General features: G+C 70.5%; 14 protein-coding genes. 4 read left to right on the top strand and 10 right to left on the bottom strand.

From position 1 onward, the window contains the following. Nucleotides 1–7: 7 nt before the first annotated feature. The 8 genes from ASD21_RS14010 to ASD21_RS13975 all read right to left on the bottom strand — a co-directional run bounded on the left by ASD21_RS14010 (nucleotide 8) and on the right by ASD21_RS13975 (nucleotide 9,028). Nucleotides 8–619: a hypothetical protein gene (locus tag ASD21_RS14010; protein WP_056442133.1), complete on the bottom strand. Its 612-nt coding sequence runs from the start codon at nucleotides 617–619 to the stop codon at nucleotides 8–10. Nucleotides 620–713: 94 nt separating this feature from the next. Then, entirely contained in the window at nucleotides 714–1,805 is a 1,092-nt protein-coding gene (locus tag ASD21_RS14005; RefSeq protein ID WP_056442130.1) for a DUF2336 domain-containing protein, read from the bottom strand. Continuing rightward, nucleotides 1,802–2,503 carry a hypothetical protein gene (locus ASD21_RS14000; protein WP_056442129.1) on the bottom strand — a complete coding sequence of 234 codons (702 nt, stop codon included), beginning with the start codon at nucleotides 2,501–2,503 and terminating at the stop codon, nucleotides 1,802–1,804. The genes ASD21_RS14005 and ASD21_RS14000 overlap by 4 nt, the downstream gene beginning before the upstream one ends. A gap of 143 nt (nucleotides 2,504–2,646) precedes the next feature. Beyond that, nucleotides 2,647–3,405, bottom strand: a complete 759-nt coding sequence (locus tag ASD21_RS13995; RefSeq protein ID WP_056442126.1) for an ABC transporter permease — start codon at nucleotides 3,403–3,405, stop codon at nucleotides 2,647–2,649. 136 nt (nucleotides 3,406–3,541) lie between these two features. Next, nucleotides 3,542–4,282 (bottom strand): ABC transporter ATP-binding protein, encoded by a 741-nt coding sequence (locus ASD21_RS13990; RefSeq protein WP_056442123.1) that lies wholly within the window; start codon nucleotides 4,280–4,282, stop codon nucleotides 3,542–3,544. 133 nt (nucleotides 4,283–4,415) lie between these two features. Further along, complete coding sequence (locus ASD21_RS13985) at nucleotides 4,416–5,396, bottom strand: ABC transporter substrate-binding protein (RefSeq protein ID WP_056442120.1); 981 nt, start codon at nucleotides 5,394–5,396, stop codon at nucleotides 4,416–4,418. Between the two features lie 196 nt (nucleotides 5,397–5,592). Further along, a complete protein-coding gene (locus tag ASD21_RS13980; RefSeq protein ID WP_056442117.1) occupies nucleotides 5,593–7,656 on the bottom strand; it encodes an MASE1 domain-containing protein in 2,064 nt (687 codons plus the stop codon). 100 nt (nucleotides 7,657–7,756) lie between these two features. Beyond that, nucleotides 7,757–9,028, bottom strand: coding sequence for a cation:proton antiporter (locus ASD21_RS13975; RefSeq protein WP_056442116.1), 1,272 nt, complete (start codon nucleotides 9,026–9,028; stop codon nucleotides 7,757–7,759). Between the two features lie 136 nt (nucleotides 9,029–9,164). Here ASD21_RS13975 and ASD21_RS13970 point away from each other — a divergent pair, with 136 nt between their 5' ends. Beyond that, nucleotides 9,165–9,650, top strand: coding sequence for a low affinity iron permease family protein (locus ASD21_RS13970; protein WP_056442115.1), 486 nt, complete (start codon nucleotides 9,165–9,167; stop codon nucleotides 9,648–9,650). Nucleotides 9,651–9,859: 209 nt separating this feature from the next. On the opposite strand, the gene ASD21_RS13965 is transcribed toward ASD21_RS13970, so the two are convergent. Continuing rightward, nucleotides 9,860–10,171 carry a polyhydroxyalkanoic acid system family protein gene (locus tag ASD21_RS13965; protein ID WP_056442114.1) on the bottom strand — a complete coding sequence of 104 codons (312 nt, stop codon included), beginning with the start codon at nucleotides 10,169–10,171 and terminating at the stop codon, nucleotides 9,860–9,862. 125 nt (nucleotides 10,172–10,296) lie between these two features. Here ASD21_RS13965 and didA point away from each other — a divergent pair, with 125 nt between their 5' ends. The 3 genes from didA (at nucleotide 10,297) to ASD21_RS13950 (ending at nucleotide 12,533) form a co-directional block, all read left to right on the top strand. Continuing rightward, the gene (gene didA, locus ASD21_RS13960; protein WP_056442112.1) at nucleotides 10,297–10,506 is read left to right on the top strand and encodes a DNA damage-induced SOS-independent cell division inhibitor A; all 210 of its coding nucleotides are present in this window, start codon (nucleotides 10,297–10,299) and stop codon (nucleotides 10,504–10,506) included. A gap of 32 nt (nucleotides 10,507–10,538) precedes the next feature. After that, nucleotides 10,539–11,552: an N-acetyl-D-Glu racemase DgcA gene (dgcA, locus tag ASD21_RS13955; RefSeq protein ID WP_056442111.1), complete on the top strand. Its 1,014-nt coding sequence runs from the start codon at nucleotides 10,539–10,541 to the stop codon at nucleotides 11,550–11,552. Nucleotides 11,553–11,624: 72 nt separating this feature from the next. Beyond that, nucleotides 11,625–12,533, top strand: a complete 909-nt coding sequence (locus ASD21_RS13950; protein WP_156398375.1) for a hypothetical protein — start codon at nucleotides 11,625–11,627, stop codon at nucleotides 12,531–12,533. Between the two features lie 11 nt (nucleotides 12,534–12,544). Here ASD21_RS13950 and ASD21_RS13945 read toward each other — a convergent pair whose 3' ends face one another. Beyond that, nucleotides 12,545–14,002, bottom strand: a complete 1,458-nt coding sequence (locus ASD21_RS13945) for a carotenoid oxygenase family protein (RefSeq protein ID WP_056442489.1) — start codon at nucleotides 14,000–14,002, stop codon at nucleotides 12,545–12,547. Nucleotides 14,003–14,126: the final 124 nt, after the last annotated feature.

Raw genomic sequence — 14,126 nt, 5'->3', positions numbered from 1 at the left:
CGCGCGATCACCACCTCGGCGGCGGGCGATCGTCGTCCGGCGGCGGCGGCGCGTAGCGGTCGTCATAGCGCCGGTCGTCGTAGCGATCCTGCTCGCGGCCTTCCTCCCAGCGCCGGCGGTCGCGCTGGGTCTGCTCCCAGGCCGCGCGGCGCTCGCGTTCGCTTCGGGCCTGGCGCTCTTCCTCCCACCGCTGCTGGGCGAGCTCGACGCCGCTTTCGCCGTGATCGCGCTCCCATCGGTCGTCGACCGGCTCGGGCGGCGGCGCGAGATCGTCATCTTCATCGGCCCGTGCGGTCTGGACCGGCGCGTATCGAGGAGGAGCCGGCGCGGGAGCCGGAGCTGGACGGAAGCCCGGTGTCCTGACGAACAGCGCCTCGCGGCCCTTGGCCATGGCCTGGGCCGCCTCGGACAGCCCGACGTCCAGCGGACTGGTCTTGGCGACCACCGCCTTGGGCGGCTCGACCAGGCGGATGCGCAGGCCGTCGTTTCCGGTCGCCTCCGCCGGTGGATCCGGCCGCGTCAGCGCGGGCCAGACGGCCGTCGCCAGGGCGACCGTCGTCACGATCCCAGCCAGGGCGACGCCGGCGGCCAGGGCCGTCTTGTTCTTGGGCAGTTCCACTAGGGCGCTCCGGAGACGGAAGGCCCCTCGACGGGAAGGGAACGGGGTCGGGAGGCGCCAGTTCCGTGCGAACGCCCGTCTTCGAAAGGCGGCTCTAGGCCGCCGCGACGTCGCCGCTGGTGCGGCGCATGCGCCAGAAGCGGATGGTGCGCAGGGCCGCGTCGCGGGGCAGGGCGGCATAGAGCTCGCCATAGGCCTTGGCCTTGCCCATGGCGTTGTCGTTCGGATCCAGGATCAGCAGGGCGAAGGTCAGGAACAGGGCGCGGTCGAAGTCCGCCGCCTTGCAGACCACCGACAGGGCGTCCAGCTCGCGGCGCTCGATGATCTTGCGGGCGGTGTGGAAGTCGATGTCGGCCAGCTCGGCCAGGGCGACCAGGAACTGGGTGGTCCGGTTGGCGCGCAGCATGGCGACCAGGGCCTGGGGCGTGATCGCGCCGCGCGTCTTCAGCGCCACGATCTCCTTGACGGCCGCCTGGTAGTCGGCCGGCAAGGCGCCGTCGCCGGCGGCGACGCGGTTGCGGCCGGCCTTCAGCGCCGCTTCCAGGATGGCTGGATCGACATTGGCGTTACGCTCCATGATCCGGTCGCGCAGGCGCGCCTCGGCCACGAAGTACATCTCGTTGAGCAGGTCCATCGGCATGGCCTTGCGGTCGATCACCGCCTCGTGCAGCTCGGGATTGGCCGCCGCGCGGTCGACCGCCGCCTCATGGGCCTCGCGCGACAGCACCGCGCCCTCGTTGCGCAGCAGCACGCCCAGGGTGGTGTCGTCGCCGCGCTCGACGATGGCGTCGGACACCAGGCTGGGCACCACCGGGCGCTGCGAGATGGCGCGCAGGTGGTCCTGGCCCTGGGTGCGGGCCACGTGCAGCAGGTCGGCTTCGCTGAGCTGGGGCGCGCCTTCCAGGATCGGACGGGCGATGGCGATGCTGTCGCTGGCCAGGGTCCGGGTCAGGGACGGCGGCGGCGTGGCGCTCGTGCCCAGCCGCTCGGCCAGCTCGATCCGCACGGCCTCTTCCATCTCGCCGGCCAACTGGCCCATCACGTCGTCGAACAGGCCCATCTCGACCTCGCCGTGACCGTCGGCGGCGAAGAACAGGTCGGTGACCCCGCGCAGCAGTTCGCGACGACGCGAGCTGGAGGGCTCATCGGCCAGGGCGATGAGGTCATGGAGGCGCGACTGGATCAAAGGCCTTCGTTCCGGGTCTTGGCGCGGCGGGTCGCGCTGTCGTCGTCATCGCCGTCGTCGCCGCGCGCGCCGGCCGCCAGCCAGTCGGCCGAACCGTGCATGGGGACGGCGTCCTTGGGCTCGGGCGGCGGCTCGCTGACCGTGACGAAGACGCGGTTGTCGACGCCGGCCGGCGGCGCGGCGTCGGGCGTCAGGCCATAGTCGCGACCCACCGAATAGAAGCGGGCGCCGGTCGCGCCGGTGTCGACGGCGGCGACCTGCGGGGCGGTTGGCGCGACCGGGGCGACGGCCGTCATGCGGGCGCTGCGGTAGCTTGACCAGTCCTTGGCCGGGGCCTGGGACTGGTCCGGCGTCGCGGCGGCGGCCGGCGATGGGCGCGGGGCGGCGTAGAGATTGGTCGGCAAGGTTGGCGCGGTCGGGGCCGGCGGCGCGTAGGCGACCGGCGCGGGCGCGGCCCTATAGCCGGCCCAGGCCGCGAGCGGGGCGGGTTGCGCCGGGGCGGACGGCGCCGGGGCGGCGACATTGGTCATGGCCTGGCGCTTGTTGGCCCAGCCGAGCATCGGGCCGTCGTAGCGGGCGGCGGTCGCGGCGGACGCCTGCCGGGGCGTTGTCGGGCCATAGCGGCTCTCGCGCGCACCCTCGGCGTACGCCGGGGCGGCGAGGCTGAACAGCACGGGCAGGAGCAGGGCGAAACGCATGAACCGGTCCGAAACGAGCGGGGGATCGCCCCGATTGATAGGCGTCCGGACTTAATCTTGACCTAACGCGGCCCGACCTCGCCGAAAGATTGTGGTGTTATGTCGCGTTTTCGACCTTGAGCAGGCGTCGGCGCGCGCGGCGGTCAGCGACCGCGCCACCAGGCCAGCAGGCGGCGTTCGGCCAGGCTGATCAGGCCGTGCAGGACCACCCCCATCATCGCCAGCACCACCAGGGCGGCGAACACCCGGGCGGTCTGCAGGCGATTGGAGGCCTCCAGGATGCGCCAGGCCAGGCCCTGATTGCCGCCCGATCCGGCCACGAACTCGGCGACCACGGCGCCGACCACGGCCAGGCCGGCCGCCACCTTGTGGCCCTCCAGCAGGGCCGGCACGGCCGAGGGCAGCCGCAGCCGCCACAGCCTCTGGACGCGACGCGCGCCGTAGAGGTCGAACAGGCGGGAAAGGTCCGGATCGACGGCCTTCAGGCCGGTCAGGGCCCCCGAGAAGATCGGGAAGAACGCCGCCACCGCCGCCAGGGCGACGACGGCGCGCTGAGGGTGCTCGATCCCGGCCCAGATGGTCATCAACGGCCCGATGGCCACCAAAGGCGTGACCTGCAGGGTGACGGCCACGGGGCGCACGGCGTCCTCGACGGTCGGGTTCAGGCTGACCAGCAGCGCCAGGCCGCAGGCCAGGGCGCTGGCCAGGGCCAGGCCGATCAGGGCGGTCGACAGGGTGTTCCAGGCGCTGGCCAGCAGCAGCGGCCAGCCCTCGGCCAGCGCCGCGCCGATCGCCGACGGGGCGGGCAGGATGTAGACGGGCACGGCCAGCACCCGGCAGGCGGTTTCCCAGGCGGCCAGCAAGAGGACGATCAAGAGGAGCGGGGCGAGGACGCGGGTCATGCGGAACAGGCCCTCCCCCTGTGGGGGAGGCGGCCCGAATGGGCCGGAGGGGGGAGCCGTCCCACCTCGGCAGGTTCCCCCCACCGATCGCTTCGCGATCGCCTCCCCCACAGGGGGAGGGACTGGTGCGGAGCGATCATGCCGCCACCCCTTGAGCCAACAGCCGCGACACCGCCTCGGCCGTCTCGCGGAACGCCGCCGTGGCGCGGAAGCCCGGCGGGCGGACCACCGGGCCGTCGACCGCCACCTCGCCGGCGATGCGGCCGGGGGCGGCGGTCATCACCACCACCCGGCGGGCCATGTAGACGGCCTCCTCGACATTGTGGGTCACGAAGACCACGGCCGGGGCCAGCTCGGCCGCCAGGGCCAGGACGTCGTCGGCCAGGGCGCGGCGGGTGATCTCGTCCAGGGCCGCGAACGGCTCGTCCAGCAGCAGCAGGCGCGGGCGGGTGACCAGGGCGCGGGCCAGGGCGGCGCGCATGGCCATGCCGCCCGACAGCTGGGCGGGGCGGGCGTTCTCGACGCCCCTCAGTCCGACCTTGTCCAGGGCTTGAACGGCATGGTCGCGGGCCTCGCGCCTGGCGGTCCCGGCCAGCTCCAGCGGCAGGGCGACATTGGCCGCCGCGCTCATCCACGGGGCCAGGGTCGGGGCCTGGAAGACCACCGAGGTCTCGCCCCGTCCGGCGGCGCGGCTCACGGTCCCGCGGGTCGGCGGCTCCAGCCCGGCCAGCAGCCGCAGGGCGGTGGACTTGCCGCAGCCGGACGGCCCGACCAGGGCGACGATCTCGCCGGGGTTCAGCGCCAGGTCGACCGGGCCGAGGGCGCGGCCTCGGCCGGGGTAGTCGACTTCGACCTGTTGGAGAGATGCGATGCTCAACGGCTGTCATCCCGGACGAGCGCGCAGCGCGAAGATCCGGGACCGACGCGTGAACTCAGCGCTTCCGGCGGTCCCGGATCGGCGGCCCTTCGGGCCTTGTCCGGGATGACAATCGATATGAGAGCGAAAGAGGTCACTTCGGCAGGAAATCCAGGGTGTAGGCCGACCTGTAGTCCATGTCCTTCGGGTACACCCCCTGCTCGGACGCGACCTGGAAAAACTCGGCCCAGCGCGTGTCGTCCATCTTGCCCACGCCCTGGCGCGGCACGATGCCGTAGGCGCGCATCTTCTCGCGGGCCTGGTCCAGGACGTCCTGGGTCATTTCCGGATTGTCCTTGAGGATCAGGGCGTCGCCCGGTTTGGGGTCGCCGTAGAGGTAGCTGGTCCAGCCGGCCGCGGTGGCCTCGACGAAGGCCTTCACGGCCGCCGGGTTCTTGGCGATCAGGGCGTCGGGGACCAGGGCGAACGAGGCGTAGGCGGGATAGCCGTCGTCGGCCAGCAGGAAGACCTTCGGGGTGATCTTGCCCTCCTTCTGGATCAGGTAGGGCTCGGACGTCGCATAGCCCTGCTGGACCACGGACTTGTCTGCCAGGAACGGCGCGGCCGAGTAGTTGTACTTGCGCACCTGGTCGTCGGTGAAGCCGTGCTTGGCCTTCAGCCACACCCAGAAGGCGGTGATCGAGGCGTCCGACAGCAGGATCGGGTGGCCCTTCATGTCGGCGATGGAATTGATGCCCTGGCCGTCGTGGGCGATCAGCACCTGGGGATCCTTATCCATGAAGGCGGCGACGGCTTTGACCGGCACCTTCTCCTTGGCCAGGTTCAGCACGATGAAGCTGTTGGAGCCGACGCCGACGTCGACCGCGCCGGTCGCCAGCAGCTGGGGCACGTTCACGCCCGGACCGCCCTGGATCAGGGTCACGTCCAGGCCGCGCTTGGCGTATTCGCCGGTCGCCACGGCCTGGTAATAGCCGCCCAGCTCGGCCTCGCCCTTCCAGTCGGTGGCCAGCTTCAGCACCGTGCGGCCAGGAGTCGGGGCCGCCTCCTTCTTGGCCGGCGAACAGGCCGCCAGCACGGCGCAGACGGCCAGGGCGGCCAGGCGCAGGATCTTCATGGTCGTCTCCCCGAATTGCCGGGTGAGGTTAGTGGTGGAGAAGGTGGTAGGGAAGCCTAGTTCCTCCCCCTGTGGGGGAGGCGGCCGAAGGCCGGTGGGGGGAGTTGTCGGATCGTCGATCCGGGTTGTGGTCGTCTGCCGATCGCTCCCCCCTCCGTCGGCTTCGCCGACACCTCCCCCACAGGGGGAGGACCTTCTACTTCCGCGCCAGCCACCGGCTGACCTTGGCGTACAGCACCTCGCGCTGCACCGGCTTGGCCACGTGGTCGACCATGCCGGCGGCGTAGCAGCGCTCGACCTGCTGGGGCAGGGCGTCGGCGCTCATGGCGATGATCGGCACGTCGCCGGCCCCGCCGTCCAGCGCCTTGATGGCCCGGGTGGCGGCCAAGCCGTCCATCTCGGGCATGTGGATGTCCATCAGGATGATGTCGAAGCCGCCGCGCGCCGCCTTGGCCACCGCCTGCTCGCCGTTGTCGGCGGTCTCGACCTGGCAGCCGACCAGGGTCAGCAAGGCCGCGCCGATCTCGCGGTTCATCGGGTGGTCGTCGACCAGCAGTATGCGGGCCGCGCCCGGCGTGGCGACGGGTCCGGGCTCGACGGCGTCATAGGCCTCGACCTGGGGCGCCTGCAGCTCGAGCCAGAAGGCCGAGCCGTGGTTCAGGGCGCTGTCGACGCCGATCTTGCCGCCCATCAGCTCGACCAGCGCCTTGCTGATCGCCAGACCCAGTCCCGCGCCGCCGTAGGGCCGGCTGGCCGAGCTGTCGATCTGGCTGAAGCGCTGGAACAGCCGGCCTTGCTGCTCGATGGCGATGCCGACGCCGGTGTCGATGATCTCGAACTTGAGTCGGTCCTCGAGTTCTCCGGGTTCGATGGTCAGGCAGGCGCGGATCCGTCCCGCCTCGGTGAACTTCACCGCGTTGTTGAGCAGGTTCAGCAGCACCTGGCGCAGGCGCAGGCCGTCCAGGTCGTGCAGCCCGCCGACCGGATCGACGACCTCGACCTCCAGCGTCAGCCCCTTGTTCTCGGCTTCGGGCCGGATGATCCCGACCGCGTCGTGCAGCACCGCCGCCGCCGAGGTCGGCTGGAACAAAAGCTCCACCTGGCCCGCCTCGACCCGCGAGAAGTCGAGGATGTCGTTGACGACGGTCAGCAGGGCCGTGCCGGCGCTGTCGATCAGGCTCAGCTGGCGGCGGACGTCGGGCGGCAGGTCCTGGCGTTCGACCAGCAGCTGCGAGAAGCCCAGCATGCTGTTCAGCGGCGTGCGGATCTCATGGCTCATGGTGGCCAGGAACTCGGTCTTGGCCTCGTTGGCGGCCAGGGCCCGGGCCCGGGCGGCGCGGGTCAGCTGCTCGCGGCGCACCAGCAGGCGGCGCAGGCGCTCCTGCTGGGCCAGGGCCAGGCCCGCGGCCAGGCTGGTGACGAACAGCACCCCGACGAACACCTGGACCAGCCGGTTCTGGTGGGCCTGGGACCAATTGGTCGAGATCTGCGGCCCCCACAGCCCGTGGACGGTCAGCGGAATGGCGACGCAGGCGACGATCAGCGAGGCCTGGGCCGCTCCGCGCGGACCCAGGCGGAAGGCGGCCAGCAGCGCGACGGGGAACAGCAGGAACGGCGCGGGCAGCCCCTTGGCGTGGAACACCGTCGCCGTCAGGACCGCCACCAGCAGGCCTAGCCCCAGCGTTTCAGGCATCGGGCGCTGGAAGGCGCGGCGATGCTCGCTGTCCAGCAGGACCAGCACGGCCGGCAGCACGATCGCCATGCCCAGCACGCCGCACAGGAACCAGTCGGTCAGCAAGGTCACGAAGGGAAGGCCGTAGACCATGGCCAGGACGGTCGCGGCGACCACGGCCATCAACAGGGTGACCGGCGCGGTCAGGGTGGTCAGCAGGGCCAGCTGCCGCATGGTCCGCACCCGCGGCGGTCCGCCGAAGAAACGCCGGGTCACCCGCCAGACCAGCAGGGCCTCGCCGACGTCGACCAGGGTGTAGAGGGCGGCGCGGCCGACTCCGTCGCCGACCAGAAGATCGATGGCCATGTGGCCGATCACGGCGACGATCGTCAGGATGGCGCCGCGCCGCGGGCTCAGCACCAGCAGGCCGCCGGCCAGCAGGGCGTTCGACGGCCACAGGGTCGCGACGCCAAGGGCGTTGCGGGTCAGGAAATCGCTGAACGCCTGGCTGGCCAGCAACGCCACGGCCAGGACGAGCAGGACCCTGTCCTGCCGTCGCTGTTCCTGATGGGCGACGTTAGCCTGCATTGTTTTCCCGTTCCCCGGACGGGAAGAAATACGCGACCAGGGGCGTTACGTTTCGTCGATACGCGATGCTGTGACGCTTTGCCGCATCCTAAGGTGAAGTTCAATCGCCTCGGGGTTGTGGTTTGTCCCGGTTCAGGATTTCGCGCCGCCGCCAGGCGTCGATCCGGGTCATCAACGGGGTGGCGGTGACGCCGTGGACGAGGATCGAGCACAGCACGACGAAGCCGGTGATCGCCCAGAGCCCGTCCCAGCCATGAAAGTCGCCGTGGTTGAGGCCGTAGGCCAGGTAGTAGAACGACCCGATCCCGCGAATGCCGAAAAAGGCCACTACCGCGCGCTCCCGCATAGAGTGCGGCGCGCCGATCAGGCCGATCCAACCGGCCAGCGGCCGAACGATGAAGACCAGCGCCAGCCCGAACGCCGCCTCCCTCCAGGTCAGGGAATCCAGCAGGCCGCCCGCCACGGCCCCGCCCAGCAACACCAGGACCAGCATCATCAGCAGGCGCTCCACCTGTTCGGCGAAGTCGTGCATGGCCTCGTGGAACTGGTGGTCGCGCTCGGTCGCCCGCAGGGCCAGGGCGGCGACGAACACCGCCAGGAAGCCGTAGCCGTGGGCGGCCTCGGCGACGCCGTAGGCCACCAAGGTCGCGCCCAGGGCCACCAGGCCGTCGCCGGTGCCCGAGATCCTGGCGTGCGGGGCCTTGAACGTGGCCCAGCCCAGCGCCTTGCCCACCGCCCAGCCGACCCCGGCCCCGGCGACCACGCGCCACAGCACGTCGACCGCGAGCCAGTGGGTGATCAGGGGCTGGCCCACGACCCCGCCGGCCAGGGCGACGGCGACCGCCAGGTGCACGAACGGGAAGGCGAAGCCGTCGTTGAGGCCGGCCTCGGAGGTCAGGGCGAAGCGGGCCTCGCCGTCCTCGCCCGACCGGGGCGGTCCGACCTGGACGTCGGAGGCCAGCACCGGATCGGTGGGGGCCAGGGCGCCGCCCAGCAGCAGGGCCGAGGCCAGGCCCAGCCCCAGGCCGTGGACGCCCATCAGGGTCACCGCGATGATGCTCAGCGGCATGGTGATGGCGATCAGCCGCCAGGACGAGCCCCAACGCCGCCAGCCGATCCGCCGGTCGATCTTCAGCCCCGCGCCCATCAGCGAGACGATCACCACGATCTCGGTCAGCCGCTCGGTCAGGGTCGAGAACCGCACGGGATCGGAACGGAAGGGCAGGACGCCGCCCTGGAACACCATCACGCCGATCAGCACGCAGAGGATGGCCAGGGAGAGCGGCAGGCGGCTGAGCGCCATCGGCAGCCACGCGACCAGCAGCACGACGACGCCGAGGCCAAGCAGGAACAGCAGATACGGGTCGAACATGCGTCCCTAACGCACAGGCGGCCTGACCGGGGGCGCCGCTGGCGCCGAACTGGGGGCCTCGCGCCGGACGCCCGAACCCGGCCGCGCCGTCGGGCGTTATGACCCCGGACCCTCAGGTCCAAGAGCTGGGAGCGTCATGGACAAGCTGTTCGCCAAATTCGCCAACGCCACCGCGCGGATCACCGGCAGCCCGCCGGCCTTCATCGTCTGCGTGCTGCTGGTCGCCGTCTGGGCCGCCACCGGGCCGATCTTCAAGTTCTCCGAGACCTGGCAGCTGGTGATCAACACCGGCACCACGATCATCACCTTCCTGATGGTGTTCCTGATCCAGAACACCCAGAACCGCGACGCCGCGGCGGTTCAGACCAAGCTCGACGAGCTGATCCTGACCTCCGCCGCCGAGAACGACTTCATGGGCATCGAGAAGCTGACCGAGAAGGAGCTGGCGGCCATGCACGCCCGCTGCACCGAGCACGCCCAGATCGCCCAGGACCGGCTGGACAAGGTCGCCGCCGAGCGTGAGTCCCGCAAGGGCGCCAAGGCCTCGCCGAAGGCCAAGCGCGCCCCGGCCAGCCGCCCGGCCGCCAAGAACGCGCCGGCGCGGCGGGTGAAGACGTCTTAAGGTCTAGCTCGAGATCTCACCTGGCCCGTTCCCCAACCACCGTCATTCCGGGCCTTGTGCCCGGAACCCCTCCTTCAGCCGACGGTGAAGCAAAATGGCGCGCTGGCGCGCCACACCTCCGCACCTGCGGCGGAGAAAGGGGTTCCGGGCACAAGGCCCGGAATGACGGTTGAAAAGGGGGATTGGAGAAGCATGAAGGACTGGAACCCCTACTTCTTCTCCAACAACAGCTGACCCTGCTTCTTGACCTGGCCGGTGATCTTGCCGGCGATCACGCCCAGCAGGCCGGGCAGGACGACGTCCATCCGCACCGAATCCTCGAACACCGTCAGCACGCCGGAGATCGGCTGGCCCATGGCCTGGGCCGAGAAGGTCAGGGCGTCGTCGGCCCAGCTCTTCTGGACGTCCTTCACCATGCCGCCGGTTTGGCTCAGCAGCTGGCCGAACCCTTCGTCGATCCGGCGGCGCGCTTCGGCGAGGCCCAGCTGGTGGGGAAGGGTGATGGTGATCGGCTTGCTCATGCGCGCGGCGCTCCTGCTGTCGGGGTCTAAACGCCCGTCGGCGACATATGGGGGCGACGTGGTCATATCATACGTCCGGAACTGACGTATAGAGCGGCGAAGGTTCGGCATCCAAGGAGGACGCCATGACCGACATCGCCATGCCCAGCCTGTTCCAGCCCCAGCCCCGCTCGGTCCGGTTCACCCGTCCCGGTCGTCCCGGCGGCCTGCTCGGGGCGCTGAACTACGCCGGCGTCCTGATGGTCTGGGGCGCGCTGTTCGTGTGGGATCCCCGGCTGGCCATGCAGGTGCTCCGCGAGCGTCGCGCCGACTCCCCGATCCGCCGTCGCCCCTAGCCAAATCCGCCAGACGGTGGGATGGCAGGGACATGCAGCGCACCGTCTCGATCGCCCATGCCAGCCACCGCCTGAAGGCCCCGTTCCGCATCTCGCGCGGGGTTAAGACCGCCGCCGAGGTGGTGGTGGTCGAGATCGTCGAGGGCGAGCTGATCGGGAGAGGCGAGAGCGTACCCTACGCCCGCTACGACGAGACGGTCGACAGCGTGATCGCCCAGCTCCAGCCCGCCGCCCAGGCCCTGCGCGAAGGCGCGCGGCCGCACGACGCCCTGGCGCGGCTGACGCCCGGCGCGGCCCGCAACGCCCTGGACTGCGCCCTGTGGGACCTGCGGGCCAAGCGCGAGGGGCTCAGCGTCGAGGCCCTGACCGCCTTGCCCGTGCCCGACAGCCTGGTCACCGCCGTCACCGTCAGCCTGGACAGCGTCGAGGCCATGGGCGCGGCGGCCCGCGCCGTGGCCAGCGCGCCGCTGATCAAGGTCAAGCTGTCGGCCGAGGATCCCGCCGCCCGGCTGTTGGCCGTGGCCAGGGCCGCGCCGAACGCCCGGCTGATCGTCGATCCCAACGAGGGCTGGGACTTCGCCATGCTCGACGGCCTCAAGCCCGTGCTGTCGGACCTCGACATCGCCCTGGTCGAGCAGCCCCTGCCGGCCGGCCACGACCAGGCGCTTGAGGGCTACGACCCGCCGTATCCGATCTGCGCCGACGAGTCGGTGCACACCGCCGAAGACCTGGCCGCCCTGCGCGGCCGCTACCGCGCCGTGAATCTCAAACTCGACAAGGCCGGCGGCCTGACCGAGGCCCTGCTGATGCTGGAGGAGGCCCGCAACCATGGCTTCACGCTGATGGTCGGCTGCATGGTCGCCTCGTCCCTGGCCATAGCGCCCGCCCTGCACCTGGCGGGGTCGTGCGCCTTCGCGGACCTGGACGGGCCGTGGTGGCTGGCGCAAGACCATCCCGGCGGCTGTCGGGTGGCCGACGGGCGGATGACGCGGCCGGCCGAGGGGTTCTGGGGCGACGGCCTGACGGCGACGGGCTTGTGGCTCTGACGGGCTGAACTCCAGCTGTACTTTCACGCATGCTGACGTAACCTGTGATTGAAAAATCAGGGAGATATCGTCATGCGTAAGCGCTCGATGACTTTAGCGGTCGCGGCTGTCTCCATCCTGCTCGCGCCCCAGGCGCTAGCTCCCAGGGCCCAGGCCTTCGGCACCATCCGCGCCCTGGGCCAGAACGCCGAGCATGAGCGCATCACGCGCAGCGGCCTGGCCTCGTTCGGGTTCGGCCCGCAGTCGCTGGGACAGCTGGCCGGGGCCAACGGCACCTGGGGCGCGGTCGGGATGCCCGACAATCCGGACCGCGGTCTGTCGAACCTCAAGGCCGCCCACTGCGACGGCGGCGATTTCTTCGACGCTCCGGGATATCCGCAGAGCCAGGCCGGCGCGGTGACCACCCTGACGGCGTGCCGCACCTACGTGATCACCAACATCAACGCCGCGGTGACCGACGCCGCTGGCCTGGTGAAGCCCAACCTCGAGCTGGACAGCACCAGCATCTGGGGCGGCTGCATCTTCAACGGCGCCAAGGGGCGGGCCAAGTGCAACGTCTTCGAGGACATGGGCCTGGTCTTCCATGCCGCTCAGGACTTCTATTCGCACAGCAACTGGACCGACGCGCCACGGGGCGCGCCCTCGATCGATGATCCCCAGGGACTGAACCATACCGCCCCCGCGCTCTGGCTGGCGCCGGGCGGCGGCGGGGTGTTTCCGTCGGGGCTGATCAGCGGCTGCTACGAGGGCTTTCCCGAATTCGCCCATTGCCCCGGGCGGATCAAGCACGCGGTGCTCAACAAGGACACCACCGGCACGGCGCGCGGCATGCCGGCCTACACGCGCGCCATGAGCGTCGCCGCTCAGGACACCCGCAACAAGTGGACCTATCTGGAGAAGCGGCTGGTCGCGGTCTACGGCGCGCCGCGCGGCAACAAGATGATCTGCGTGCTGAAGCGGGATGATCCGGCAAGCTGCTAGAATCCTTGTCCTTATGGGAGAGGGTTCAAGCGCTCGCGCCCCGCCCACACCGCGTGGGTCCCGCTGCTGATCTTATGGGGCAGGGCGATGCGGCACGTCGGGGTCATGGTCTTGGCGTCGACCACCAGGCACTCCGACGCGCCCCGGTTCTCGTCGATGATGAAGCTGACCAGGTAGCCGTCGTCCTCGCTGGTCGCCCCGACGCGCGGCGCGAACGGGGCCTCGCTGGCGTAGCGGCCGGGCTCCAGGGGCAGGCTCCAGCTCTGGCCTGTCTCCAGGTCGTGCTTGACGAAGCCGTTGAACAGGAACCAGCCCGGCTTGGCGGTGGTCGAATAGGCGTAGCGGTAGGGCCGCCCGGCGTAGGCCTGGTTGAACATGCCGAACTCCAGGATCCGCTCGTCCAGGTGATGCTCGGTCGTCTCGCCGGTCGCCAGGTTGAACCGCCAGCGATGCAGCTTGGGGCGGAAGCTGTGCTCGTCCAGATAGGCCATCAGGTGGCCGTGGCCCTCGGGCGCGTCCTCCAGCGGGCGCGGTGTCGGGTTCTCTTGGAAGTAGCCGTCCAGAACGATCTCGTCGCCCTCCTCATAGGCGTTCAGCCAATGCAGGACGTAGGTCGGGGCGGCCTCGAACCAGCGCACCGCGCCGCCGTGACGCGGCAAGATCCCGAACCGCGAGGGCACGCCCTTGTGCAGGCGCACGGCGTGGATGCCGCGCTCCAGCAGGCCCGCGTCCCAGAACACCGGCAGGTCGTTGAGGATCGAATAGTTCGCGGTGAACGCCATGTCGTGCGGCAGGCGCGGGGCGGGCAGGTCGATCGGCTGATAGACCGTGCGCCGGCCGTTCGCGTCGACCACGCCGTAGTGCATGTAGGGCGCGTGCTTTGAGTAGTTGAAGAACAGCAGTTCGCCCGTCGCCTCGTCGACCTTGGCGTGGGCCGAGACGCCGTCCAGCGGCGCCCAGGCGGCGACGCCCAGGTTCTCCAGGGTCAGGGGATCCAGGCGATAGGCCTCGCCGCACTGGTAGAAGGTGGCGATCGCCTCGCCGCGATGGACGACGATGTCGGTGCTGGCAGTGTCCTTCAGGCCGCCATGGGCGCCGAAGCCCGGCCGCTTGGACGTGCCCGGACCATCCGCGAGACCGCCCCACAGGCTCTCGCCGGCTTCCTGCTCGGCCTCGAACCCGCGCGTGCGGATGAAGCGGTTGCGATAGCTGGCCTGGCCGTTCTGGAATTCGATCTGATGGACCATGCCGTCGCCGTCGAACGGGTGATAGCGGCCCAGAGGCTGGTGCACGGGGTTTTCGGTGTTGCGCAGATAGACGCCGTCCAGGTCGGTCGGGATCGCGCCCTCCAGCACCTCCAGATCGGCCGCGTCGACCTCCTCGTGCAGCGGCGTCCAGGCCCCGGTCAGGTAGGGGTGGTTGGTCGGCCGCAGCGACGCGCGGACCGGCGGCAGGCGCCTAATCTGCATGGCGATCTTCATGACGGTCCTCCCGGCCCCCAAAATCGTTCCTAACCCTAGAACGCCAGTCTCATTGCACAAATGACGGAAAATCGAACCGGACCGCTTGAGCGCCGTTCTTCCGCCGCCAGAA

Source organism: Caulobacter sp. Root1455, from assembly GCF_001426905.1.
Classification (GTDB): Bacteria; Pseudomonadota; Alphaproteobacteria; order Caulobacterales; family Caulobacteraceae; genus Caulobacter.
Note: the sequence above shows the minus strand (reverse complement) of the source record. Positions and strands in the feature narration are given on the sequence as shown.

Coding starts and splice junctions, on each gene's coding strand:
- ASD21_RS13965 (WP_056442114.1), bottom strand. CDS start 10,171: ATGAGCAAGCCGATCACCATCACCCTTCCCCACCAGCTGGGCCTCGCC.
- dgcA (WP_056442111.1), top strand. CDS start 10,539: ATGCAGCGCACCGTCTCGATCGCCCATGCCAGCCACCGCCTGAAGGCC.
- ASD21_RS13950 (WP_156398375.1), top strand. CDS start 11,625: ATGCGTAAGCGCTCGATGACTTTAGCGGTCGCGGCTGTCTCCATCCTG.
- ASD21_RS13970 (WP_056442115.1), top strand. CDS start 9,165: ATGGACAAGCTGTTCGCCAAATTCGCCAACGCCACCGCGCGGATCACC.
- ASD21_RS13945 (WP_056442489.1), bottom strand. CDS start 14,002: ATGCAGATTAGGCGCCTGCCGCCGGTCCGCGCGTCGCTGCGGCCGACC.
- ASD21_RS13995 (WP_056442126.1), bottom strand. CDS start 3,405: ATGACCCGCGTCCTCGCCCCGCTCCTCTTGATCGTCCTCTTGCTGGCC.
- ASD21_RS14000 (WP_056442129.1), bottom strand. CDS start 2,503: ATGCGTTTCGCCCTGCTCCTGCCCGTGCTGTTCAGCCTCGCCGCCCCG.
- ASD21_RS13975 (WP_056442116.1), bottom strand. CDS start 9,028: ATGTTCGACCCGTATCTGCTGTTCCTGCTTGGCCTCGGCGTCGTCGTG.
- ASD21_RS13980 (WP_056442117.1), bottom strand. CDS start 7,656: ATGCAGGCTAACGTCGCCCATCAGGAACAGCGACGGCAGGACAGGGTC.
- didA (WP_056442112.1), top strand. CDS start 10,297: ATGACCGACATCGCCATGCCCAGCCTGTTCCAGCCCCAGCCCCGCTCG.
- ASD21_RS13985 (WP_056442120.1), bottom strand. CDS start 5,396: ATGAAGATCCTGCGCCTGGCCGCCCTGGCCGTCTGCGCCGTGCTGGCG.